A 21,833-nucleotide genomic window follows, 5' to 3' on the forward strand; every position below is an offset into this window, starting at 1 on the left:
ACGACACCAGCAACGCGTTCCGATGCCCATCACTGCGCCACTCTCCTCCAAGCTTGCCCTGATCTCGGCCCAAGGATTCGCGTTCCGCGAAAGCCGCCAGCCGGACTACCGCGTCGAATGGCATACGCACGATTGCGCCATGCTGCTGTGGCCGCGCCTGGGCAGGCTCAAGAGTGCGTGGATGGCGCCAGGCCATGATTCCGATCGCGCCCCAGGCCTCGCAAACTCCCGCGCCGCAAAGCTGGTCCGGGGCTCGGCCGTCTTGCTTCCCGTTTGTGCCGCGCACCTCACCGTCTCGGACTCGGGCCGGCAACAACACGGGGAGCTGTACCTGCAGCCCGACAGCCTGCGCGAGTGCCGGCACTTCGGGGCCCTCCGTCTGGACGGCGCCACCATCGCCATGCTGGATGCCCTGCTGGCGCCGACCCTCACCACGGCCAGCGCCGCGCTATTGGTGCGCGCGATCGTTGCGCAAGTGCTATCGAGCCGGCCGCTGGCCTTGCCGCCAGCGCCCGTCTCCATCGGGAGCAGGATGGTGCAGTGCTACATGCGCGCATTGGAATACGAGGCCGCGCTCCCCGCCGTGGAAGCAGTGGCTTGCGAGCTCGGCGTCACAACGCGCCAGCTTCAACGCGCCGCGCAAGAGGAATTCGGCGCCAGTCCCGTCAGCATCCGGCGCAGGCTGCTGGCAGCGCACGCCAGGGCATTGCTGAGCGAGGGGCATTCACTGGCCCGGGTCAGCGAGCGGCTTGGATTCGCTACCAGCGGGCACCTCTCCAGGCTATTGCGGACGGCCGGCGAGCAAACCCGTGAGCCAACCGTCCGACAACGCGCTTAGCCGGCCAGCGCCCACGCATCAATCTCGATTTCGATCCAGGCATGGCTCGGCAGGCTCGCCACGCCAACCGCGCTGCGGGCAGGCAGCAACTGGCCGGGAAACGCCACGCACAGCACGGCCGAGGCCGCGTCCAGCACCGCGGGATGGTGCGCGAAATCCGCCGATGCACGAATGAAGCCGCGCAAGCGCATCACTTGTGCCACCCGGTCCAGCTGGCCGCCGCAAGCATCCCGCAGCGCCGCCAGCGCATTCAGCATGGCCACTTCGGCGGCAAGGCGCGCGCCGGCCACGTCGTACTCGCCGTGGCAAATGCCCGCGATGGCTATCCCATCTTGCCGGCAGGTCTGGCCGCTGATGGCAATCCATCGCCCAGCCTGCCCGGACACCATGCAGGAAGGGGCATACATGCCGCGCGGCACGGGCGCGCTCGGCAATGCAAAGCCGGCGGCTGCCAGCCGGGCCTCCGGAGATGCATGGCTCACGGCGCCTCCCATTCCACGTTGCCGCTTAACCAGCAACCATCGCTCCCCCCTTCCCGCGAATACCGAGGGCTCACCTGGATCTCGGACGGGCAGCCCATGGCTTCGCCTTGCACGACGGTAACCGCTTGCGAGCCAGCACCGTCGTTGGCAAACGCGCCCGACGCAATCAGATGCCCCCAGAGCGCGGACGCGGCGATGCCCGTCGCCGCGTCCTCCGGGTAGCCAGAGGATTTGGGGAACTGCCGGGCATGCACAACGTGCGGCACCGTCGCATCCATCGCAAACGGATAGAGCCCCGTGGAACCGATCGACTCGCACAGCGCTGCCATCGCGTCGAAATCCGGCTGCAACCGGTTGAGCGCCGCCACGTCCGGCAGTCCCACCAGGGTCTTGACCCGGCTGGTGGATGCGTTGGTCATGGCGTAGTACGCGGCGTCGGCCGGCAAACGAAGCACGTCGGCCACGCGCTGGCGCTCCGGCTCCGACAGCGCACGGCTATTGACGGGCGGCTGCGAGATCCAGGCGCGCTGGTGCGCTTCGTCCCACCGCGCGATGACCGGGCCGCTCAAGGTCTCCACCCGTGCCGTGGGGCGGGTCCAGCGTTTCCATTGGCGCAGCGCCCAGAGCGTGCCGACGGTGGCGTGCCCGCACATTTCCATCTCGTGCTGCGGGACAAAGAAGCGCAGGCGCCAGTCGAAACGGCTATCGCTCGGCGGCAGGATAAAGGCGGATTCATGTCCATGGCTGAGCGCCACTTGCTGCATGGCAGCGTCGGACATGCCGCGCGCATCGGCGACAAGGGGAACCGGGTTGCCGCCACGGGCCGCGTTCGCACCGCGCACAAACACGCGCATGACCGTGACCGCGCCGGACGTAGTGGGCATGCTGATCGAGGCGGGCTTATTCAACGGTGGCCCCCACGGATCTGGCAATGGCGCCCCAGTACGGAATGTCCTTTTTCACCGTTGCCTGCATCTCGGCCGGCGTGCCCGGGTGAGCGGTAACGCCCTTGGTGGCCAGGTCGCGGGCCACGTCGCGCTGCGAGAGCACCTTGTTCAGCGCCGCATTGAAGCGGCTGACGATGGCCGGCGGCGTGCCCTTGGGAAAGGCCACGCCATACCAGAGCTGCTGCTCGAAATTGGCGATGCCCTGCCTGGCGAAGGTCGGCACGTCCGCCAGCAGCGGCGTAGGCGCGGTCGTGGCGATGGCCGTGATCTTCTGCGCTTTCACGTAAGGCGCCAGGCCGACCGGGTTATCGAACATCAACTGGACCTGCCCGCCCATCAGGTCGGTATAGGCCGGCGCCGCGCCGCGATACGGCACGTGGATCATGGGCACGTTCGCCAGCTTGCTGAACTGCTCTCCCATCAGGTGGGAGACCGTGCCCACGCCGACCGAGCCGAACGTGGGCTGCCCGCCTGCCGCCTTCAGCTTCTCCACCAGCCCCTTGACGTCCTTGGCCTGCAAGGACCGGTTGACCGCCAGCACATAGGGCGACGTGCCGATGAAACCCGCGTAGGCGAAGTCGCTGGCCGGGTCATACGCCAGCTTCGGGTACACGCTGACGCTGACCGCATGCGTGCTGGTGGTGACGACCCCGGCGGTGTAGCCATCCGGCGTGGCCCGCGCGACAAAGGTCGAGCCGATGGTGCCGCCGGCCCCGCTACGGTTGTCGATGACGACCGGCTGCCCGAGTTCCTTTTGCAGCAGCGGCTGGATCGACCGGATGACAAGGTCGGTGCCCCCGGCCGCCGGGAACGGGACGACCAGCGTGATGGGCCGGGCAGGCCAGCCCTGCGCAAAGGCCGTCCCGAAGCTCAGGGCGGCAAGGATGGCGGCCAAAGCCCCGCGGGCTCCGTAAAACAGAAAAGGTCGATGGAAAGGTCGGTAAGGCAGTCGTGGCGCAGATGACATGGCGTTCTCCCTGGATGGAAGCAACGAGTCTATTGAGGCGCCCTGGGCGGGCCAAACCCGGATGCGACAAGCGGCAAGCCCAAATGCGACACGCGCGCCGCGCGGCCCCGCGCGTTCTACGACCTGGTGGTCGAGGCGGCCATCGTCCGGCCGGGCCCGGTGCAAAGCGGCATGGTGCATCCTTACTGCGCCGCCGGCAGGGACTCGAGCCGGCCACTTATTCCAGCATCGCCATGGAGAAAGCGCTATCGCGCACGCTCGGCGTGCTGATCTTCCAGGAACAGGTCATGCAGGTGGCCATGAACGCGTTCCCCGCCCTCGCCTCAACCCGCCGAGCTGGCGGGAAGCACTGAAACGCGCACGCTGGTAATGCCCAGCGGCTCGCGCCCGGCCGCATCCGCCACAACCGTCCACGCCTTCAGCGTCTCGGCGGCCGACTGCAACAGCGCCGCGCCCGAAGCGGACGCCTGATCCAGCCCCAGCAGCACCTCGAACGAGGCGCTGCGCTCGCCCGCCGCCTGCAGCCGTGCATCCAGGTCGCCCAGCAAGGCGTACACGGCATTGGCCAGCTGCTGCACAAAACCGCGCTGGAGGCCAAGTGACTGGTACTGCGGGCGAATCCACGACTCGACCAGCGTAACGAAGATCACGCCGGTTTCGTCGGCGTTGATCTCGAACGCGCAGTACCCGACCGGATCCAGGTCCCGCGCGAGGATCAGGCGGTAGAACAGGACCTGGCCGCAAACCTCATCGGTGTCCATGTCCATCTCGAACGCCTGGCCCGGCTCCCAGTCCTCGCTGGCGAGGATTTCGCCAATGTCCGGTTCGTCGCCCGCCGGCGAAGGCGCGACGAGGTGCGCGTCGAGCTGGGCGCGCAGCGCGGAGAGCACCTCGTCGCGCCCCGGCGCTTCCGGCGGCTCGGTGTAGATGGCGAACCGCTCTGCGTCGCCCGCCTCGGCAAAGGCGGTGCCCATCAAGGGCGCGAGTTGCAAAGGCAGCGGTTCCTGCAAGGCGTGGCGGAGGGTGTGGGTGTTGGTGGACGCGGTCATGGGCCTGAGAGTGCTTGAGAGTGCTTGAGGGTGCTTGAGAGTAAACGGCGTGCCGGCGACGAAGGCGCAAGCACAAAAAAGGCAGTGCCGAGTTTGCCACAGATATGGCGCGGCGAAGCTGCCGGATGGACCATCCCGCGAGATCCGTTGCGCATCCCTGTCAACGATCCCGCACTCCGAGGCGCCGCATGAGCAAGAGGCGAGTCGGCAGCGGCTGTGCCACAATCCCCCCGCCGGACGCAGACACTCCCCCACCAGATACCGGCCGGCCCACAGAAAAAGGAAGCCCATGTCCTCCCGCCGTCAATTCCTGAAGACAACGCCGCTGGCGGTTGTCGCCAGCCTCGCCGCCGCTTCGATGTCGCGTGGCGCTTACGCTGCCACGCCCACGCTCGACGAGAACGATCCGCAAGCGGTCAAGCTGGGCTACAAGGCGGATACCCGCAAGGTGGACCAGGCGAAGTATCCCAAGCATGCAGCCAGCCAGACCTGCGCCAATTGCCAGCTATTCCAGGAAGGCGCCAATGCGGCAACGGGTGCCTGCGTGCTCTTTGGCGACAAGCAGGTGGCTGCAGCCGGATGGTGCAGTTCGTGGGAACAGGGTTAATAGCAGGGTTAACAGCAGGGTTGACAGCTGGGGGTCGCAGGCTGAGCGCTCAGTTTTCCTGAGCGTTCCGGGGCGATGCCGGTGCCGTGCCTTGCGCCGGCGCTGCGCTGCGCTGCCTGTCTTGCGCATCCCACAAACGCCCGCGCGTGCGCGGATCGACGGGCAGCCGCTGCTGCATGGCTGCCTTGGCCAGCATATGGGCGCTGATCGGCGCGGTGAGAAACAGGAATGCGGTAATCAGCAACTCATGCAGGCTCAGGCCGTCGCCCTGGTTGCTGAAGAACACTACCGACGCCACCACCACGCCGCCAACGCCAAGCGTGGTCGACTTGGTCGGGCCGTGCAGGCGCATGAAGAAGTCAGGCAGCCGGAACAGCCCGATGGCGCCGACCAGGGTAAAGACGCTGCCGATCAGCAGCAGCGCACAGGTGGCGAGTTCCGCGACGGGGCTCATCAAATCCATTGGGTCTCCCGGTGCCGGTTACTTGAGTTCGATAATGTCGCCGCGCTGCAGGTACTTGGTCAGCGCGACGGTGCCGATAAAGCCCATCACCGCGATCAGCAGCGCAATCTCGAAGAACAGCGCCGAGCGCAGCCAGATGCCGAACACCACGATCAGCGCGATCGCATTGATATTGAGCGTATCGAGCGCCACGATGCGGTCGGGCAGGCCCGGGCCGCGCACCAGCCGGATAAAGGTCAGCAGGCAGGCAACCCCCAGGATCCCCAGCGAGATCGGTATTACGATGGCAAGCATTCAAATATCTCCCTTAACGGCGTCTCGTAGCGCGTCTTGATCAGCGCGATCAGCTTGGTTTCATCGTCAAGATCCAGCACATGCACCAGCAGGCGGCGGCGGTCGTCGCTGAGCTCGGCGCACAAGGTGCCCGGGCTGAGCGACACGATGCTGATCAGCGCGGACAGCGCCAGCTCGTGCTCGACATCGATCGGCACCTGGATAAAGGTCGGGCGCAGCCGGGATACCGGCCCCAGCACCAGAATGGCCACCTGCACATTGGCCACCACGATGTCGATGAGCACGTGCACGAACAAGCGCAGCATCAGGTCGGGACGGGACAGCCGCACCGGCCGCAGCCAGAGCCTTGACCCAATCCGCAGCGAGATGGCCCAGCCGAGGAAGGCACCCAGCGCCCAGTTGCCTGGCGACGCGCTATTGGTCAGCAGCAGCCAGATCGCCAGCAGTGCCAGGCTGAACCACGGATGCGGGAACCAGCGTTTCCACATGGCGTCAGCCTCCCCCGGGTGGCAGCACCGCGCGCAGGTATGCGCCACGGTCGAACAACTGGGCGGTGGTGTCAGCAAGATACTGGCTCAGCGGACGGGCGCACACCACCAGCGCCACGCTGCAGGCCAACAGGAACGCGCAGCAGCCCAGCTTCCAGCCGTCGGGCGCAATGCGCTGGTAGGCGCCATGGCGCTCGGGATCGTGATCCTGAGGCAGGCGCCACAACAGGCGCGTGCCCGTGCGGCTGACCGCGATCAGCAGCGCCAGGCTGGACAACAGGATGCAAGGCCACAACACGCCCGCCGCCGGCAGCGAGGCACTGCGCATGACCATGACCTTGCCGATGAAGCCGGATAACGGCGGCAGGCCGATCGCCGCCACCGCCGCGACCAGGAACAGCAAGCCGGCCAGCCGCGAGCCACGGACCACCGCCACCGGCTCGCGCGCCGAGGAGGGAAGCGGCGCCGGCTCCAGCGCGTCCGCCAGCAGGAACAGCGCCGCCGTGCACAGCGTGGTGCTGAGCAGGTAATACAGCGCGCCGGCCCAGCTTTGCGTGGTCTGCATCGACACGCTGGCCGCCAGCAGCCCTACCGATGCCAGCACGAGGTAGCAGGTCAGCGATTTCAGGTTCGGGGCGGCCAGCGCGCCAAGGGCGCCGAACGCCATGGTGGCAAGGGCCAGCCACCACACCCAGTCATGCAGGAACGCGCCCAGCATGCCATCCGGCGCATCGAAGACCAGCGCGGCGCAGCGCAGGATGGCGTAGATGCCCACCTTGGTCATGATGGCGAACAGCGCCGCGGCAGATCCCGTGGCGCTGGCATAGGCCTTGGGCAGCCAGAAGACCATGGGAAACAGCGCGGCCTTGAGCGCAAACACCAGCATCAGCATGACGCCCGCCGCCGTGGCCAGCGGCACATCGGACGGGGCCAGCCCGGCCAGGCGCACGCCCATATGCGCCATGTTGAGCGTGCCGCTCAGCCCGTACAGCACACCGATCGCGATCAGGAAGAAAGCGGATCCGGCCAGGTTCAGCACGACGTAATGCAGCCCGGCGCCGATGCGCGCGCGCCCGCCGCCATGCAAGAGCAAGGCATAGGAGGCGATCAGCAGGATCTCGAAGAAGACGAAGAGGTTGAACAGGTCGCCGGCCAGGAAGGCGCCGTTGAGCCCCATCAGCTGGAACTGGAACAGCGCATGGAAATGCCGCCCGAGGCGCGCGTCGCCCCGGCCCGCCGCCACCACGGCGGCCACGCCCAGCACCGCGGTCAGCAACAGCATCATGGCGCCCAGCCGGTCGAGCTGGAGCACGATGCCAAACGGCGCTGGCCAGTTCCCGATGTGATCGACCGTGATGGCGCCCGTGGCTGCCGCGCTGACCATGCACGCCGCGACCGGCAACAGCAGCAGCGTGACCACCGTGCTGAGCACGCGCTGGGCCCGGGACCAGCGCGCCGGCGCGGCCACCAGCAGGCCGCCGGCAAACATCGGCAGCAGGATGGGCAGGAGGATCGACAAATGGAGGCAGTGGGTCATCGGCCGGTCGCCCTGTCGGTGCTGGGGGTGCCGGCTGCCGGCGGCGCGCCCTGCGCCGAGCCCGCTTCCTTGCCGTCCACATGATCGCTGCCCGTGATGCCGAGCGAGCGAAGGGCCAGCACGACCGCGAAAGCTGTCATGGCAAAGCCGATGACGATGGCTGTCAGCACGAGGCCCTGCGGCAGCGGATCCGCATACTGCGCCCCCATGGCGATGACCGGCGGGCGGCCGGTGGAAAGCCGGCCCATCCCCAGCAGGAACAGGCTCACGGCGTACGAGATCAGCGCCAGCCCCACCACCACGGAAAACGTGCGCGCACGCAGCAGCAGGTAGATGCCGCAGGCCATCAGGATGCCGACCGTGCCGGCGTAGACGGCTTCCATCAGCCCCCCTCCTTCACATTGACGCGCTTGTCGCGCACGCCGAGGTGCGACACGATCAGCAAGGTCGTGCCCACCACCGTGAAATAAACGCCAAGGTCAAAAATCATGGCGCTCGCCAGTTCGATTTCTCCCAGCACCGGTATGTGGAAATGGCCGAAGGCCGTGGTCAGGAACGGGAAGCCGAACGCCCAGCTGCCCAGGCCCGTCAGCCCCGCCACCAGGATGCCGCCACCGGCCAGCGCGCGATAGTTCAGCGCGATGCGCGCCTCGGTCCACAGCACGCCGCTGGCCACGTACTGCAGCAGCAAGGCCACCGCCGTGATCAGCGAGGCGATAAAGCCGCCGCCCGGCAGGTTGTGCCCGCGCAGCAGCACGAAGACCGCGACCAGCATGGTCAGCGGCAGCATCAGGCGGGCCAGGATGGCGAGCAGCAAGGGATGGCTCTGGCTCGACCACGGCAGCCCGTTGGGCCCCGCTGGCGGCGCCGTCAGGCGCATGCCCTTGAGCAAGGCCTGCACCGCAAGGCCGGCGATCAGCAGCACGCAGATCTCGCCCATCGTATCGAAGCCCCGGAAGTCCACCAGGATCACGTTCACCACATTGTGGCCACCGCCGCCATCCACGCTGTTGGCCAGGAAGAACGAAGAGATGGAGTCATAGGGCCGCGTCATCACGGCGTAGGCCAGGATGGCCAGCAACGTACCGCCGCCCAGCGCCAGGCAACCATCGCGGACATGCCGGGCCACCGCGGACGAATCCGGCCGGTGAAAGGGCAGGAAGTACAAGGCCAGCACCAGCAGGAGGATCGTGACGACCTCGACCGAGACCTGCGTCAGCGCCAGGTCTGGCGCCGAGAATCGCGTGAACAGCAGCGCCACCAGCAAGCCGCTCACGCTCAGCAGGACCAGCGCGTTGAGCCGTTGCCGGTGGGCGATCACCACGCCGATCGCCGACAGGCCCAGCAAACCCATGCCCGCCACGGTCATGAGGTCGAGCGGGCTCGCCGGCACCGGGCCGGCCAGCGTGTCCAGGTCGGACAGGAAGGCGGCCGGAATCAGCAGCATGGCGGCCAGCATCCACGCCAGGTAGCCTTGCAGCGAACCATTCTCGAATGCGCCGGTGATGCGCCCGGCCATGCGCGCCAGGCTGTCGATGCCGGCCTCGAACGCATCGCGCGCGTTCAGGTGGGCAAAGCGCGCGTGCGTCCGATGAAAGGCGTTGCGCCGCAAGAAGAACAGCACGCCGCCGCAGCCCATCGAGACCAGGCTCATCAGCAGGGGCAGATTGAAGCCATGCCACAGGCTGAGGCTGTACTCCGGTAGCGGCCCGCCCAGCGTAACCAAGGCGGCAGTCGCCAGCAGCGGCCCCACCGTATACGCCGGGAACAGCCCCACCACGAGGCAGATGGCAACCAGCACCTCCACCGGGATCTTCATGGAGCGCGGCGGCTCATGCGGCGGATAGTTCGGCAGGTCGTCCGGCTTGCCACCGAAGAACACGCCGTAGATAAAGCGCAGCGAGTACGCCACCGTCAGCGCCCCGGCGAAGGTCGCCGCCGCCGGGATGATCCAGTTGAAATCGCCCAGCAGGCCCTGCGCGAGCGTCTCGCCAAAGAACATCTCCTTGCTCAGGAAGCCGTTGAACAGCGGCACGCCCGCCATCGAGAGCGACGCCACGATGGCCAGCAACGCGGTGTGCGGCATATAGCGGCGCAGGCCCCGCAGCCGTTGCAGGTCGCGCGTGCCGGTTTCATGATCGATGATGCCCGCCGCCATGAAAAGCGACGCCTTGAACACCGCATGGTTGATGATGTGGAACAGCGCGGCCACCGTGCTCATCTGCGTGTCCAGGCCGAACAGCAGCGTGATCAGGCCAAGATGGCTGATGGTGGAATACGCCAGCAGGCCTTTGAGGTCGCGCTGCAGCAAGGCCATGCCCGCGCCAGCCACCAGAGTGGCAAGGCCGGTGAGGCTCACCATGTAGAACCACCAGTTGGTGCCGTCCAGCACGGGATACAGCCGCGCCAGCAGGAAGACGCCGGCCTTGACCATCGTGGCGGAATGCAGATAGGCGGACACCGGCGTGGGCGCCGCCATCGCATGCGGCAGCCAGAAACTGAAGGGAAACTGCGCGGACTTGGTAAACGCCGCCAGCAGAATCAGGCTCAGCATCACCGGATACAGCGGGTGGCGCTGCACGATGCCGGCCTGGGCCAGCACCACGGAGAGTTCCATGCTGCCGCAGATATGCCCGAGCAACAGCACGCCGGCCAGCAAGGCCAGCCCGCCCCCACCGGTCACTGTCAGCGCCATGCGCGCGCCCTTGCGCGCGTCCGAGCGATAGGACCAAAAGCCGATCAGCAGGAACGACACAATGCTGGTCATCTCCCAGAACACCGCCAGCAGCAGCAGGTTGCTCGACAGCACCACGCCCAGCATCGCCGCCATGAACAGCAGCAGCAGGGAAAAGAAACGTACGGTGGATTCGCTGCGCGGCAGGTAATAGCGCGCATAGAGGATGACCAGCAAGCCGATGCCCAGCACCAGCAGCGCAAACACGTAGGCCAGGCCGTCAAGCCGCAGGCTAAGGCTTAGCCCGATGTCCTCGAGCCAGGGCTGGCGCCAGGCGATGGTGCGGCCGTCGAACACCTCGCCGCGCACGCTGAGCAGCAAGCCAAGGCCGATCAGCGGCGTGCCCACCACGATGGGCGCGGCCAGGAAGCGCGCGTGACGCCGCACCGGCAACAACAGCATCGCCGCCAGCAAGGGAAGCGCGATCAACCAGGCCATCACCATCGGCGGGCTCCGCAGGCGCGCCACGTGCTGCCGGCGACGGGGGCGTCAATGAGGTTCAAGGGGTTTTCGAGGGCGTTCAATGTGTCGGCGTCCTGGGAAGCTCCGTGGCGTTCATGGGGATGCGTGGCGGTCGTGGCCAGCGTGGCCTTCCGTCTCCATCTCTGTCTCTGTCTCCGGCCGGTTGACGACAAGCACCGGCACCTCCGATTTTGCAAGCAAGGCCGTGGCGACGGAGCCGAGCATGGCGTTGGCCAGCGCGCCGCGGCGCTTGGCCCCGACCACGATGGCGTCGGCGTCACGCTCCGTTGCCAAGCGCATGATCTCACGTGCCGGGTCGCCGATGAGCCAATGGCGATGGATTTCATGGGCGACCGGCGCAAGCACCGTGCTTGCCGCATCGAACGCACTAGCCGCCGCCGCGGTGTTTTCCAACGCAAGTTCCGCGCCCGGCCTCACCTGCCGGCCCGCCGCGCCCAGCGACCGGCAGACACGGGCCACGCGCACCACCAACGGCGGCGCGCCAGGCACGCCCGGGCGGCCTGGTTTCGCCGCGGCCGCCGTAGCATATTTTGCGCCACAACCACGCGCCTCCGGCTTGGCCCGCCATCCCGGATAAAGAATTCAGATCCGTCTCTCAAGAATGGAAAGCAGTTCCGCCAGTGGAAGGTGCCGATGCTGCAGGCTGTGAGCTGACACCGGGGGCGGACCTTGCCCGCTAGCCCAGGGCCGTAAACAACAGCCCCGCAAGGCCGAGCCCGACCGCCGCCAGCGCATCCCCCGCGATCAGCCCGCCACCCACCAGCGATGTCGTGCTCATGTCCTCGGGCAAGGCATCCGGCGCGTTCTCCTGCCGGCGCAAGCTATTGAGCACGCTGGCCACGACGCCGCCCAGCGCAAACCACGCCGAGGTGGGCAGGTTGACGAACCCGCCAAAGGACGAGGCATAGGGCGATGGCAGCACGACCGTATCCAGCAGGAAATCGGCAATGCCGCCGACCCTTCCCGCCTGCACAAAGCGCTGGTAGCGCGGCCAAGACTTGACCAGCAGGCGCAGCGCCGCGGTGGCCAGCCCAAGGCCGATGCCCAGCGCTACCGCCGTGCGCTGGTGCGGCAGGTCGGCGGTCAGGCCGCGCAATGCGCCGACGATCTTGTAGGTCATGGCCGAAGCCCAGTGATGGGGCTGCTCGCTGGCCGAGAGCACGGTCTGGTCGAGCGCCAGCTCCGGATACGCTCGCATGAACAGCCTGGCGAACAACACCGCCAGCACCGCGCCGGCAACGATGCCCGCCACCTGGAAGCGGAACTGCGCAGTGCGGTTCGTGCCGAGCCGCCAGCCGGTGGAGCGGTCTTGCTGCATGTCGCACGCCTCGCTGGTCGACACCAGCAGCACCGTCGCCGCGATCAGCCCGACATTCGGGTCGCGCAAACCCAGCGCGGCCATCAGGATCACGGACAGCACGAAGGCGGAAGAAATCGGGTTCTGGTCGACCATCCCCACCGAGATGCCGTTGACCATGGCGAACACGAACACCAGCAGCACCGCCAGTACCATGTAGCCCGCGGGCTGATGCAGCAGGCCCACACCCACCGCCACCACAGCCAGCCCCCAGAACAGCACCCATGCCACCACCCGCCACAGGCTGCCGCCGCTAGCCACCGCCGAGGGCCCCGGTCGCATCCTTCCTGGCAACTGCCGCCCATGCCGGTACACCTTGAGCAGGATCAGCGAGATATCGATCAGCGCGGCGCCCATGATCATGCCGAGCGCAATCAGGAACGTGATCTTGCGAAACGGGTCGCCCGGCGCCAGCCAGCCGATGGAGACAAAGAAGGGAATCAGCGCCCAGCCCGCCAGCCCGGCAACAAGCGCCGCCACGCCGATGCGGGCCCCGACGATCATGCCCGCGCCAAAGGTGGACGCGGACAGATCGATGGCGGCAAGCCGCTCCACACGGGCCGCGCCGATGCCGCTGACGATGCCCAGCACCGTACCGCCGGCCAGGCGCGACACCGATTGCCTGAGCAGCACCGGATCCGTCAGGGCGCGCAGGATATTGGCCACCGCCAGCCCGGAGGGAAACGTGAGTTGCAGCCGATCGACCAGGATCGGCGTGTACAGCATGCCTACGCCCACGCCGAACATGCCCACGCAAAGCATGTACAGCATCAACTGCCATATCGGCGGCTCGGGCAGGCCCATCCAGGTCATCGCCTGGATCACCACGGCCATGCCGCTCATGCCGGCCACCGACGCGGCAATGGTCTGGATATAGTTCGCGCCATGGCGGCCGTCCGCGCCATAGCCATAGGTCACCGTGGAGCCCAGGATGCCCGCCAGCACCTGCCCGCCCACGAAGAAGCCGAGCGAGAAGTTCATGTACGCCGCGGCGATCCCGCCCAGCGGGCCAAGGATGAAGACGCCGATGGCACCGAGCAGCGCATAGTATTTCCACCCGCCCTGCTCAGGCAGCCATGCCCAGCGCCGGCTCGTGCCCGTTGCGGCATCGAGCCTGTCGGCGGGTGCCGCCGAGGTAGCGTCTTGCGGTGGCCTGCCGACTGCCGTCATTGGCTTCCCCATGCGCGCTGGCCGCATCAGTGGCGGCTGGATCGAAGGAAAACGAAAAAAGGCCCACGCGGCGAAGACAACGCTGCTGGCGCTGCGCAGATGCTACCGCAAGCAGCGGGCTGCGAGCATGGCATGCGTGCGCAAGGGCACGCTAAGGCGCGAAGGAGATAAGGCGCAGAGGGGGTAAGGCGGACGAGGACTAGCAAAAAAAACCGGACACGAGACGTGTCCGGCAACCCATTTGCTGACTCAGATCGTGTCACTAACCCGAGATCTCAAATGATAACGATTATCATTTAAATACTCAAGGATGAATCGCATATCCAGAATCGCGTATCCAACTGCCGGAACTCTCAGGCCACCACCGCCATGCGCCGCGCCTGGCCCGCGCGATGGCGCCCGAACCGGAGCATGGTGGCGCCAGCAATCACCGCCGGAATCCCTACCATCAGGAACAGCGCCGGCATGGTAAGGCCCATCGACAACATGGTGCCGCCCCCGACCGAGCCAACCACCGAGCCCATCCGCCCCACGCCATTGGCCCAGCTCACGCCGGTGGCGCGGCAATCGGTGGGGTAGTAAGCCGCCGACAAGGCATTGGCGCCCACTTGCGAGCCTGAGATGCAGAAACCTGCGGCGAATACCGCCACACCCGCCAGCCAGGGCGCCGTGGTCAGGCTGCCGATGGCCGTGATGAACACACCTGCCAGCGCGTAGCTTGCGGCCAGCACATAGTGCGGGTTGGCCCGGTCCATCAGCCAGCCCAGCACGATGGCGCCGATGGTGCCGCCGACCTGGAACATCATGGTCACCAGCGCCGCCGTCTTGAGGGAGATCCCGGTCGCCCGCAGCAACGTGGGCAGCCAGCTGGACAGCAGGTAGATCACCAGCAGGCTCATGAAGAAGGTGAGCCACAGCAGCAAAGTGCCTCGCACCAGCTCGGGCTTGAACAGGTGCGCAACCGGCGAGCCGGGCGCGCGCTTGTCCGCCACCACGATGCTGCCAGGTGCGACACGCTCGCGCGGCGCGATCCGCTCCAGGATGGCCGCCACCTTTTCCGGGTGCTTGCCGCTGAGCACCAGGTAGCGGACCGACTCGGGCAGTTTCCACACCAGGAACGGCAGCAGCAGCAATGGCAGCACGCCACCCAACAGCAGCACGGAGCGCCAGCCGTGCTCCTCGATCAGGTTCGCCGAGGCCAGGCCGCCGAGTGCCGAGCCAATCGTGAAGCCGCAGAACATGGTCGTGACCAGGAAGGAGCGGCGCTTGGCCGGGCAGTATTCCGAGGTCAGCGTGATGGTATTGGGCATGGCGCCGCCCAGCCCCAGCCCGGTCAGGAAGCGCAGCGCCACCAGCCCCCACAGCGAGCCGGAGAACGCAGAGACCAGGCTCGCGATGCCAAAGAACAGCACGCAGAAGAGCAGCACGCTCTTGCGGCCGAAGCGGTCGGCCAGCGGGCCGAACAGGAATGCGCCGGCCATCAGGCCAGTCAGCCCGGCGCCAAACAGCGGCGCCAGGTGCGCCGGCGTGAGCTGCCATTCGGCGCGGATCGCGGGTGCGATAAAGCCGATCGCGGCGGTATCGAATCCGTCGATGGCGACAATCAAGAAGCAGAGCGCGACGATCGCGACCTGGAAGGCCGATAGCGGCTGGCGATCGATGAACTCGGTGATGCCGATGGATGGTTGAGTGGGCACAGCTGTCTCCTGCATTGTGTTTCGAAGCGGCCGATTTGCGATCGGCTCGCCCTTTTTTGTGGCCGTTCTCTGGCCAGCACTGCCCCTATCGCGCCCCTCCCAGGCAGTCTTGCGCGCGCCAGCCGTGCAGCCATTGCAGCGCGTCGTAGAACTGGTCCTGCGTGCGACCCACCCACAGCGAATTGCGCACCAGCCGCTCCACGCCCTTGGCGTGATACAGCCGGCCCATCTCGCGGGCGGAGTACAGGACGCGCGCGGTGCGCGGGATGCGCGCCTTCTCGTACAGGGCAAAGGCCGCCACGAAATCGCCGTCGGTCTCGGCCACGGCCGCGCCCAGCGTCACGGCGTCCTCCAGCGCCTGGCAGGCGCCCTGCGCGAGGTACTGCGTCATCGGGTGGGCGGCATCGCCCAGGATGGTGGCGCGGCCAAAGCTCCATTGCTCCACCGGGTCGCGGTCCGCGGTGGCCCAGCGCCGCCACGAGGTCGGCCGGTCCAGCATCTGGTGCGGGCGGGCGTGGATGCCCTCGAAGTACGACAGCACTTCTTCCTTGCTGCCATCGCGCACGCCCCAGACCTCTTTCTCGCGGCTATGGAAGGTCACCACCAGGTTGTACTGCTCGCCGCCGCGCAGCGGGTAGTGCACCAGATGGCAGTTGGGGCCGGCCCACACCACCGGCGCGTTGATCTGCAGGTCGGCCGGCATGTCGGCCACATCCACCACGGCGCGGTACACCACGTGGCCTGTTACGCGCGGTTCGTCGCCGAGCAAGGCCTGGCGCACGGCGGATTTCACGCCATCGCAGCCGATCACGGCATCGCCCTGGTGGCGTTCGCCGCGCTGGTCGATCACGGTGACGCCGCGCTCATCCTGCTCCAGCGCGCACACCGTGGTGGCGGTGCGGAACTGGATCAGCGGGTGGTCCTGCACGGCTTCCAGGATGGACAGGTGGATGTCGGCGCGATGGATCACCGCGTAGGGATTGCCGAAGCGCTGGCGATAGCGCTCGCCGACATCCACCTTGGCGACTTCGGTAGCGTCGATCGCATCCATCATCACCAGGTAGTCGGTGAAAACAGAGCGCTTGCGCGCGGCTTCGCCCACGCCCAGCGCATCCAGCGCGGCAAAGGCGTTGGCGCCAAGCTGGATGCCGGCGCCGATTTCGCCGATCTTCTCCGCCTGCTCCAGCAATTCAACGCGGATGCCCTGCCGGGCGAGCGCCAGTGCGGCGGCCAGGCCGCCGATGCCGCCGCCGACCACGATCACCTTGCGGTCCGTGCTGCGCGTGTTGTTCATGTTCGTCTCCTTGGGTGCGAGCCCGGCGGCCAATCCGGCCCGGTGCGCCCCCGTTGCGTTGGTTAGCGCGCCGTGTAGTCCGGCTGCCGCTGAGGTTCTGCCTGCTGGAAGGCCGGGTGCTCGCTGGCATGGCGGTACACTGCCATGGCGCGCTCGAAGCGCTCGGTGTCGCAGCCCATGCGCTGCGCATTGGCGATCTGCGGCACCAGGCAGCAGTCGGCCAGCGTGGGCTGGTCGCCGAAGCACCACGGGCCGCGCCCGTGCTGCGCGAGCAGCCGCTCTACCGCGCCCAGCCCGTCGTCCACCCAATGCCGGTACCAGGCGTCCTTTTGCTCCGGCGTCACGCCCAGCGTGTCCTGCAGGTAGCGCAGGATGCGCATGTTGTTGACCGGATGGATGTCGCAGGCAATCACATTGGCCAGCTCCAGCACGCGCGCGCGCAGCTCCGCCGCTTGCGGGATCAACCGCGGTTCCGGATGGCGGGCGTCGAGGTAGTCGATGATCGCCATCGACTGGCCCAGGTGAAAATCGCCATCCACCAGCGCCGGCACCACCGCCGAGGGATTGATGCCCGCCACATAGTCCGGGGCGCGATGCTCGCCCGCGCGGATATTGACCGGCCGGTAGTCGTGCGGCAGGCCCTTGAGCGCCAGCGCGATGCGCACCCGGTATGAGGTGGAGCTGTTGAAGAAGCTATAGATCTGCACGGTGAAGCCCTCTTTTTCGAAATCCCGAAATCTCGACGTCGTCAGGCCACGCGCACCGACAGCTCGCCCAGCCGCTCCACGCCGGCGACCATCAGGTCACCGGACTTGACGGCGCCAACGCCTTCGGGCGTGCCGGTGTAGATCAGGTCTCCCGCCTCCAGGCGGAAGTACCTGGACAGGTCCGCCACGGTCTCTGCCACCGACCAGATCAGGTGCGTCACGTCGCTGCGCTGCTTGTCGGCGCCGTTGACGGTCAGCCAGATCGCGGCCTGCTCGAAATGGCCCACGTCGGCGGCCGGATGGATCGGGCCGATCGGCGCCGAGGCGTCGAAGGCCTTGCCGATTTCCCACGGGCGGCCCATCTCGCGCATCTTCATCTGCAGGTCGCGGCGGGTCATGTCCAGGCCCACCGCATAGCCCCAGACGTGTTCCAGCGCCTGTTCCAGGGGAATATCCGCGCCGCCCTTGCCGATGGCGACGACCAGCTCGGATTCATAGTGGTAGTTGCTGGTCTGGGCCGGGTACGGCAGCGTCAGGGTCTCGCCGTAGGCGACCGGGATCACGGCATCGGCCGGCTTGCAGAAGAAGAACGGCGGCTCGCGGTCCGGATCGAAGCCCATCTCGCGGGCATGCGCGGCGTAGTTGCGGCCCACGCAGTAGACGCGGCGCACGGGAAACTGGTCGCTGGTGCCAACGACCGGCACGGCCACGGTAGCGGGAGGGGTAATGACAAAAGACATGGAAGACCTCAAGCAAGGAAATGGGAAAAGACAAAAAAGGACTGCGCCGGATCAGGTGCGCTCCTCGCGCAGCAGGTTGAGCGCGGACAGCACCGGGCGATCGGAATAGCTGAACAGCACCGTGTCCTCGACCGAAGCCAGTTGCACCGGCTGCCAGGACGGCACCACGAAGGTGTCGCGCGGCTCGAACTGGAACTGCGCCTCGCCGATGCGCACGGTGCCGCGCCCTTCCACCACGGAATAGACGGTGGCGTCGGTGCTGCGATACGTTTTGCCCTGAAAACCGGCCGGGAGGTATTGCATGAACGTGGCCATGGTCGGCATCGGCCAGCCGCCGGTAGCCGGGTTCACATAGCGCAGCTTCACGCCATCCCACGCATCGAGTTCGCCATTGCGGTAGAGCTGGTCGAGCGCCTCGCGGCTGCGGGCATAGGGGTAGCTGAAGATCGGCGAGGTGGGATCGGTCACGCGGTGGCGCACCGGCAGCATGTTGTGGCCGAAGCGGGCAAAGCTATCGCCTTCAGGACGCAGCACCGGCTGCGAGGCTTCCGGGTAGTTCTCCGCGAAGCCCGCATCCAGGTGCTGCAGCAGCGGGATGTCCAGCCCGTCGAGCCAGACCACCGGCTCGCCGCCATCCGCCACGCACGGGTTGCCGTGGTCATGCCAGGTCCACGATGGCGTGATGATGAAATCGCCCGGATGCATGGTGGTGCGCTCGCCGTTGACGGCGGTCCAGGCGCCACTGCCTTCCACGATAAAGCGCAGCGCGGACTGGGTATGGCGATGGCTGGGAGCGATCTCGCCCGGCAGGATCAACTGCAGGCCGGCATAGAGCGTGGAGGTGATGCTGGACTTCCCGGGCAGGCCGGGATTCTCCAGCACCAGCACGCGGCGCACGGCTTCTTCGGCGCTGATGACCTCGCCCGCCTGCATCACCAGCGGACGGATCTCGGCGTACTTCCAGATCGCCGGCTGCGCTTGCGGGCGGGGCTCGCGCGGGACCAGCGCGTGCAGCGATTCCCACAGGGGCGCCATCTGGTTGCGGCCGATGCGGCCGTAATAAGCGGAACGGTCTGCGCTCTTCTTTGCGTCTGGCATGGTTTTGTCTCCGATTCATCGCCCGGTCGGGGCGCTGAGCAGCCGCTGTGGGCTGCGAGGTGCGATGGAAGATTTATACGCCCGGAGATATACCTTGTAAAATGATGAATTCCTCTTATCCATATAGATATGGATATAGCTCAAAGGGAATACCCTGATGGATTGGACCCAGCGGCTCCGGCTGCGCAACTTGCAGATGCTGCTTAGCCTGGCGCAGACCGGAAACATGAGCCAGACGGCCACGGCGCTCAGCACCACGCAGCCCGCCTTGTCGAAGTGGCTCAAGGAACTCGAAGACGACATCGGGCTGCCGCTGTTCGAGCGCCACGCGCGCGGCCTGCGGCCAACGCCCTATGGCGAATCGATGATTGCCCACGCCAGGCGCATCGAGGCGCACCTGGACACCGCCCGCGACGACATGCAGGCCATGCGCGAAGGCGGCAGCGGGCTGGTGGTGATCGGCACCTCCGGCGCGTCGGCCGCCGATACCGTGCCGCTCGCCGTCACCTCGCTGCTGCAGCGCCTGCCGAAAGCCCATGTCCGGCTGGTGGAAAGCACGATGAACCTGCTGATGGCGCAACTGGCCCGGGGCGAGGTCGACATCGTGGTGGGCCGCTCCGCCCCGGAACTGCAGGACGGGCAGATGCGCGCCGAGGCGCTCTACATGGAGCCGATCCATTTCGTCACGCGCCCGCGGCATCCGCTCTTTGAGCTGGCCGGGCCTGGCTGGAGCGACCTGCAGGCATACCGGTGGATCGTCTGGCCGCGCGGCACGCCCATCCGCAATACGCTGGAGTCGGCGCTGAACGCGGCAGGCGAGAGCATGCCGGCCGATTGCGTGGAGTCGAACTCGGTCATCCTCAACCTGACCTTGCTCAACCACAGCAATATGATCGGCGTGGCCTCGCACCGGACCGCGCGGCGCCTGGAGCATCTTGGCGCCCTGCGCATCCTGCCGCTGCGGCTGGCGGGCTTTGGCTCGGTATCCATGTACTGGCGCGACGACGGCTTTGGCCGTATCGCGGTCAGCGCCGCGCTGGATGCCCTGCGGCGCGCGGCGGTGCGCTCGGTCGATGAAATCCCCGGCGACACGGACGGATGACGCCAGCCCGCGTGCCTTACCTGCAAGCCTCCAGTTGCCAGTCTCCGCCTTGCCACGCCACCAAGTGGGTCAGGCCCAGCGCGTCGAGGAAGCGCCGGTCGTGCGACGCCACCAGGATCGCGCCAGGATAGGCGCTCAAGGCCTGCTCCAGCGCGCGCACCGAATCGAGGTCGAGGTGATTGGTGGGCTCATCGAGCAAGAGCATCTGGGCAGGCTGCGCGGCCCACAAGGCGCAGGCAAGGGCCGCCTTCAGGCGCTCTCCCCCGCTCAGTACGCCGGAAGGCTGTCGCACCAGCTCCGCGCCAAGGCCGAGCAACGACAGATGGCTGCGCAGCACGCCCTCCTGCAAGGGGCTGTCCAACTCGCGCAGCCGCTCCAGTACGGACACGTCCGGCGGCAATAGCGATGCCGCCTGCTGGTCGAGCCAGGCACTGGGGACGCCCGCCGCGCAAGTCCCGGAAACCGGGTTCTCGATGCCGGCCAGCAGCTTGAGCAACGTCGTTTTGCCGCAGCCATTCGGCCCGGTCACGGCAACCCGCACCGGCCCCGACAGCGTCAGCTTGAGCGGCTTTGCGCCCGCCGGAAACGGCGGGATCGCGTCTTCCACGTGCACCACGCGCTTGCCCGCGGCGACTACCGCTGCCGGCAGCATCAGCGCCACCGGCGGGCCAGGCTCGATGCGCTGCGCGGCTTGCCGTACAGCGTCGTCCAGCGTTGCGCGGGCTTCCTGCTGGCGCCGCTGCTCGCGCCCGGAAAAAGCCTGCGCGCCATCCTTGAGCCGGCTGAGGTAGATGCCGGGCAGGTTGGCCGTCTTGCCCGCGCGGTCATTGCGCGCGGCACGGCGCTGATGGGCATCGTGCTGGCGCCGCAAGTCGCGCAAGGCCGAGCTGCGGCTGGTCCGCGCGTGATCCAGCGCGGCTTGCGCGGCTGCGGCCTCGGCGTCCCGCTGCGCCGCGTACAGCGTGTAATTGCCGCCGTAGTGGCGCAGGCCATCCGGCGTCAGCGCGACTATGTGATCCATTTCCTCCAGCAACTCGCGGTCGTGGCTGACCACCACCAGGCCGCCGCGCCATTGCCGCAACTGAGCGCGCAGCCATTGCCGGGCGACGAGGTCAAGGTGATTGCTGGGCTCATCGAGTACCAGTGCATCGGCCCCGGAAAGAAAGGCCCCCACCAGCGCCACGCGCGTGAGCTCGCCGCCGCTGAGGCTGCTGGCGAGCCGCTCCGGCGCCAGGTGACCCAGGCCGGCCGCCTCGCAAGCTTGCCGCAGCTGGTCGCGCAGGTCCCACCGCCCTTCCAGCAGGTCGAAGTCCGCGCCCTGCGCCTCGCCTCGCTCCACCCGGGCGATCGCATCAAAGGCCGGCGTCAGCCCCGCCACATCCGCCAGCGTCGCGCCTGGCGCCGGCCTTGCGTCTTGCGGCACATAGGCCACGGTGGCATTCCTGACAATGCGCCCGGTATCCGGCTTGACAAGGCCTGCCAGCAGCTTTGCCAGCACGCTCTTGCCGGTGCCGTTGCGGCCAACCAGGCCGATGCGCTCGGGCTGGAAGGTGTCGCTCAGGTCGTCCAGCAGCACCCGCCCATCGGGCAGCACCACGGTAACGTGGCGCAGGGATAGCCAGAACGCCGGCTGCGAACCTGAGTGGGAATCCAAGGGGGTGGCACCAGAAATGCCGCCGGACGGCGGCGCGGACAAAACCGCGAACGGAATCGATATGAAGTCAGCCATGCAAGCTCCAGACAAGACAGGTAGCGCGCCTGGAACCCGAGGGCTCGACA

Annotated in this window: 21 protein-coding genes and 1 pseudogene; 4 read left to right on the top strand and 18 right to left on the bottom strand. The window is 67.3% G+C overall.

What is annotated here, in order from left to right; genetic code table 11:
* The first annotated feature begins 22 nt into the window (after positions 1-22).
* Positions 23-838 carry a helix-turn-helix domain-containing protein gene (locus ACYP5B_RS10670; RefSeq protein ID WP_459569564.1) on the top strand — a complete coding sequence of 272 codons (816 nt, stop codon included), beginning with the start codon at positions 23-25 and terminating at the stop codon, positions 836-838.
* Here the strand turns inward: ACYP5B_RS10670 and ACYP5B_RS10675 are convergent.
* The 3 genes from ACYP5B_RS10675 to ACYP5B_RS10685 are packed head-to-tail and all read right to left on the bottom strand — an operon-like array spanning position 835 to position 3,234.
* The gene (locus ACYP5B_RS10675) at positions 835-1,320 is read right to left on the bottom strand and encodes a RidA family protein (RefSeq protein WP_400092134.1); all 486 of its coding nucleotides are present in this window, start codon (positions 1,318-1,320) and stop codon (positions 835-837) included. The two genes, ACYP5B_RS10670 and ACYP5B_RS10675, sit on opposite strands and share 4 nt — an antisense overlap.
* On the bottom strand, positions 1,317-2,204 hold the full coding sequence (locus tag ACYP5B_RS10680) for a PhzF family phenazine biosynthesis protein (protein WP_459569565.1): 888 nt from the start codon (positions 2,202-2,204) through the stop codon (positions 1,317-1,319). The genes ACYP5B_RS10675 and ACYP5B_RS10680 overlap by 4 nt, the downstream gene beginning before the upstream one ends.
* Before the next feature lie 16 nt (positions 2,205-2,220).
* The gene (locus tag ACYP5B_RS10685) at positions 2,221-3,234 is read right to left on the bottom strand and encodes a Bug family tripartite tricarboxylate transporter substrate binding protein (protein ID WP_459569566.1); all 1,014 of its coding nucleotides are present in this window, start codon (positions 3,232-3,234) and stop codon (positions 2,221-2,223) included.
* 102 nt (positions 3,235-3,336) lie between these two features.
* Here ACYP5B_RS10685 and ACYP5B_RS10690 point away from each other — a divergent pair.
* A pseudogene (locus ACYP5B_RS10690) lies at positions 3,337-3,578 on the top strand (hypothetical protein); the annotation flags it as partial.
* On the opposite strand, the gene ACYP5B_RS10695 reads toward ACYP5B_RS10690, so the two are convergent.
* Positions 3,558-4,283, bottom strand: a complete 726-nt coding sequence (locus tag ACYP5B_RS10695) for a hypothetical protein (protein ID WP_459569567.1) — start codon at positions 4,281-4,283, stop codon at positions 3,558-3,560. The pseudogene ACYP5B_RS10690 and the gene ACYP5B_RS10695 overlap by 21 nt on opposite strands.
* Before the next feature lie 289 nt (positions 4,284-4,572).
* Between ACYP5B_RS10695 and ACYP5B_RS10700 the strand changes: the two genes are divergently transcribed.
* Complete coding sequence (locus ACYP5B_RS10700) at positions 4,573-4,890, top strand: high-potential iron-sulfur protein (RefSeq protein ID WP_459569568.1); 318 nt, start codon at positions 4,573-4,575, stop codon at positions 4,888-4,890.
* Positions 4,891-4,939: 49 nt separating this feature from the next.
* On the opposite strand, the gene ACYP5B_RS10705 is transcribed toward ACYP5B_RS10700, so the two are convergent.
* The 13 genes from ACYP5B_RS10705 to gtdA all read right to left on the bottom strand — a co-directional run bounded on the left by ACYP5B_RS10705 (position 4,940) and on the right by gtdA (position 18,952).
* The gene (locus ACYP5B_RS10705) at positions 4,940-5,347 is read right to left on the bottom strand and encodes a Na+/H+ antiporter subunit G (protein ID WP_400092200.1); all 408 of its coding nucleotides are present in this window, start codon (positions 5,345-5,347) and stop codon (positions 4,940-4,942) included.
* A gap of 24 nt (positions 5,348-5,371) precedes the next feature.
* The gene (locus ACYP5B_RS10710) at positions 5,372-5,647 is read right to left on the bottom strand and encodes a K+/H+ antiporter subunit F (protein ID WP_400092142.1); all 276 of its coding nucleotides are present in this window, start codon (positions 5,645-5,647) and stop codon (positions 5,372-5,374) included.
* The gene (locus ACYP5B_RS10715) at positions 5,632-6,135 is read right to left on the bottom strand and encodes a Na+/H+ antiporter subunit E (protein ID WP_459569569.1); all 504 of its coding nucleotides are present in this window, start codon (positions 6,133-6,135) and stop codon (positions 5,632-5,634) included. Before ACYP5B_RS10715 ends, ACYP5B_RS10710 begins: the two co-directional genes overlap by 16 nt.
* A 4-nt stretch (positions 6,136-6,139) precedes the next feature.
* On the bottom strand, positions 6,140-7,672 hold the full coding sequence (locus ACYP5B_RS10720) for a monovalent cation/H+ antiporter subunit D (protein WP_459569570.1): 1,533 nt from the start codon (positions 7,670-7,672) through the stop codon (positions 6,140-6,142).
* Complete coding sequence (locus ACYP5B_RS10725; protein ID WP_400092147.1) at positions 7,669-8,055, bottom strand: Na+/H+ antiporter subunit C; 387 nt, start codon at positions 8,053-8,055, stop codon at positions 7,669-7,671. Before ACYP5B_RS10725 ends, ACYP5B_RS10720 begins: the two co-directional genes overlap by 4 nt.
* A complete protein-coding gene (locus ACYP5B_RS10730) occupies positions 8,055-10,850 on the bottom strand; it encodes a monovalent cation/H+ antiporter subunit A (protein ID WP_459569571.1) in 2,796 nt (931 codons plus the stop codon). Before ACYP5B_RS10730 ends, ACYP5B_RS10725 begins: the two co-directional genes overlap by 1 nt.
* 111 nt (positions 10,851-10,961) lie before the next feature.
* Complete coding sequence (locus tag ACYP5B_RS10735; RefSeq protein WP_459569572.1) at positions 10,962-11,378, bottom strand: universal stress protein; 417 nt, start codon at positions 11,376-11,378, stop codon at positions 10,962-10,964.
* 187 nt (positions 11,379-11,565) lie between these two features.
* Positions 11,566-13,416 (bottom strand): OPT/YSL family transporter, encoded by a 1,851-nt coding sequence (locus ACYP5B_RS10740; protein WP_459569573.1) that lies wholly within the window; start codon positions 13,414-13,416, stop codon positions 11,566-11,568.
* 353 nt (positions 13,417-13,769) lie between these two features.
* Positions 13,770-15,113 carry an MFS transporter gene (locus ACYP5B_RS10745; protein WP_400092153.1) on the bottom strand — a complete coding sequence of 448 codons (1,344 nt, stop codon included), beginning with the start codon at positions 15,111-15,113 and terminating at the stop codon, positions 13,770-13,772.
* Between the two features lie 85 nt (positions 15,114-15,198).
* Positions 15,199-16,407 carry a 3-hydroxybenzoate 6-monooxygenase gene (locus tag ACYP5B_RS10750; protein ID WP_459569574.1) on the bottom strand — a complete coding sequence of 403 codons (1,209 nt, stop codon included), beginning with the start codon at positions 16,405-16,407 and terminating at the stop codon, positions 15,199-15,201.
* Between the two features lie 62 nt (positions 16,408-16,469).
* On the bottom strand, positions 16,470-17,114 hold the full coding sequence (maiA, locus tag ACYP5B_RS10755; RefSeq protein ID WP_459569575.1) for a maleylacetoacetate isomerase: 645 nt from the start codon (positions 17,112-17,114) through the stop codon (positions 16,470-16,472).
* A 41-nt stretch (positions 17,115-17,155) separates the two neighbouring features.
* Positions 17,156-17,854, bottom strand: a complete 699-nt coding sequence (locus tag ACYP5B_RS10760) for a fumarylacetoacetate hydrolase family protein (protein WP_400092157.1) — start codon at positions 17,852-17,854, stop codon at positions 17,156-17,158.
* Between the two features lie 51 nt (positions 17,855-17,905).
* On the bottom strand, positions 17,906-18,952 hold the full coding sequence (gene gtdA / locus ACYP5B_RS10765; protein ID WP_400092160.1) for a gentisate 1,2-dioxygenase: 1,047 nt from the start codon (positions 18,950-18,952) through the stop codon (positions 17,906-17,908).
* Between the two features lie 157 nt (positions 18,953-19,109).
* Between gtdA and ACYP5B_RS10770 the strand changes: the two genes are divergently transcribed.
* Entirely contained in the window at positions 19,110-20,054 is a 945-nt protein-coding gene (locus ACYP5B_RS10770; RefSeq protein WP_400092161.1) for a LysR substrate-binding domain-containing protein, read from the top strand.
* A gap of 16 nt (positions 20,055-20,070) precedes the next feature.
* Here ACYP5B_RS10770 and ACYP5B_RS10775 read toward each other — a convergent pair whose 3' ends face one another.
* Positions 20,071-21,783 carry an ABC-F family ATP-binding cassette domain-containing protein gene (locus tag ACYP5B_RS10775; protein ID WP_459569576.1) on the bottom strand — a complete coding sequence of 571 codons (1,713 nt, stop codon included), beginning with the start codon at positions 21,781-21,783 and terminating at the stop codon, positions 20,071-20,073.
* Between the last annotated feature and the right edge of the window lie 50 nt (positions 21,784-21,833).

The organism is Cupriavidus sp. 8B, from assembly GCF_054589115.1.

What these genes read in the sequence shown, in the direction of transcription:
- ACYP5B_RS10685 (WP_459569566.1), bottom strand. Translation starts at nt 3,234, where the DNA reads ATGTCATCTGCGCCACGACTGCCTTACCGACCTTTCCATCGACCTTTT.
- gtdA (WP_400092160.1), bottom strand. Translation starts at nt 18,952, where the DNA reads ATGCCAGACGCAAAGAAGAGCGCAGACCGTTCCGCTTATTACGGCCGC.
- ACYP5B_RS10720 (WP_459569570.1), bottom strand. Translation starts at nt 7,672, where the DNA reads ATGACCCACTGCCTCCATTTGTCGATCCTCCTGCCCATCCTGCTGCCG.
- ACYP5B_RS10715 (WP_459569569.1), bottom strand. Translation starts at nt 6,135, where the DNA reads ATGTGGAAACGCTGGTTCCCGCATCCGTGGTTCAGCCTGGCACTGCTG.
- ACYP5B_RS10695 (WP_459569567.1), bottom strand. Translation starts at nt 4,283, where the DNA reads ATGACCGCGTCCACCAACACCCACACCCTCCGCCACGCCTTGCAGGAA.
- ACYP5B_RS10725 (WP_400092147.1), bottom strand. Translation starts at nt 8,055, where the DNA reads ATGGAAGCCGTCTACGCCGGCACGGTCGGCATCCTGATGGCCTGCGGC.
- ACYP5B_RS10710 (WP_400092142.1), bottom strand. Translation starts at nt 5,647, where the DNA reads ATGCTTGCCATCGTAATACCGATCTCGCTGGGGATCCTGGGGGTTGCC.
- ACYP5B_RS10760 (WP_400092157.1), bottom strand. Translation starts at nt 17,854, where the DNA reads ATGTCTTTTGTCATTACCCCTCCCGCTACCGTGGCCGTGCCGGTCGTT.
- ACYP5B_RS10770 (WP_400092161.1), top strand. Translation starts at nt 19,110, where the DNA reads ATGGATTGGACCCAGCGGCTCCGGCTGCGCAACTTGCAGATGCTGCTT.
- ACYP5B_RS10730 (WP_459569571.1), bottom strand. Translation starts at nt 10,850, where the DNA reads ATGGTGATGGCCTGGTTGATCGCGCTTCCCTTGCTGGCGGCGATGCTG.
- ACYP5B_RS10740 (WP_459569573.1), bottom strand. Translation starts at nt 13,416, where the DNA reads ATGACGGCAGTCGGCAGGCCACCGCAAGACGCTACCTCGGCGGCACCC.
- ACYP5B_RS10670 (WP_459569564.1), top strand. Translation starts at nt 23, where the DNA reads ATGCCCATCACTGCGCCACTCTCCTCCAAGCTTGCCCTGATCTCGGCC.
- ACYP5B_RS10750 (WP_459569574.1), bottom strand. Translation starts at nt 16,407, where the DNA reads ATGAACAACACGCGCAGCACGGACCGCAAGGTGATCGTGGTCGGCGGC.
- ACYP5B_RS10775 (WP_459569576.1), bottom strand. Translation starts at nt 21,783, where the DNA reads ATGGCTGACTTCATATCGATTCCGTTCGCGGTTTTGTCCGCGCCGCCG.
- ACYP5B_RS10680 (WP_459569565.1), bottom strand. Translation starts at nt 2,204, where the DNA reads ATGCCCACTACGTCCGGCGCGGTCACGGTCATGCGCGTGTTTGTGCGC.
- ACYP5B_RS10700 (WP_459569568.1), top strand. Translation starts at nt 4,573, where the DNA reads ATGTCCTCCCGCCGTCAATTCCTGAAGACAACGCCGCTGGCGGTTGTC.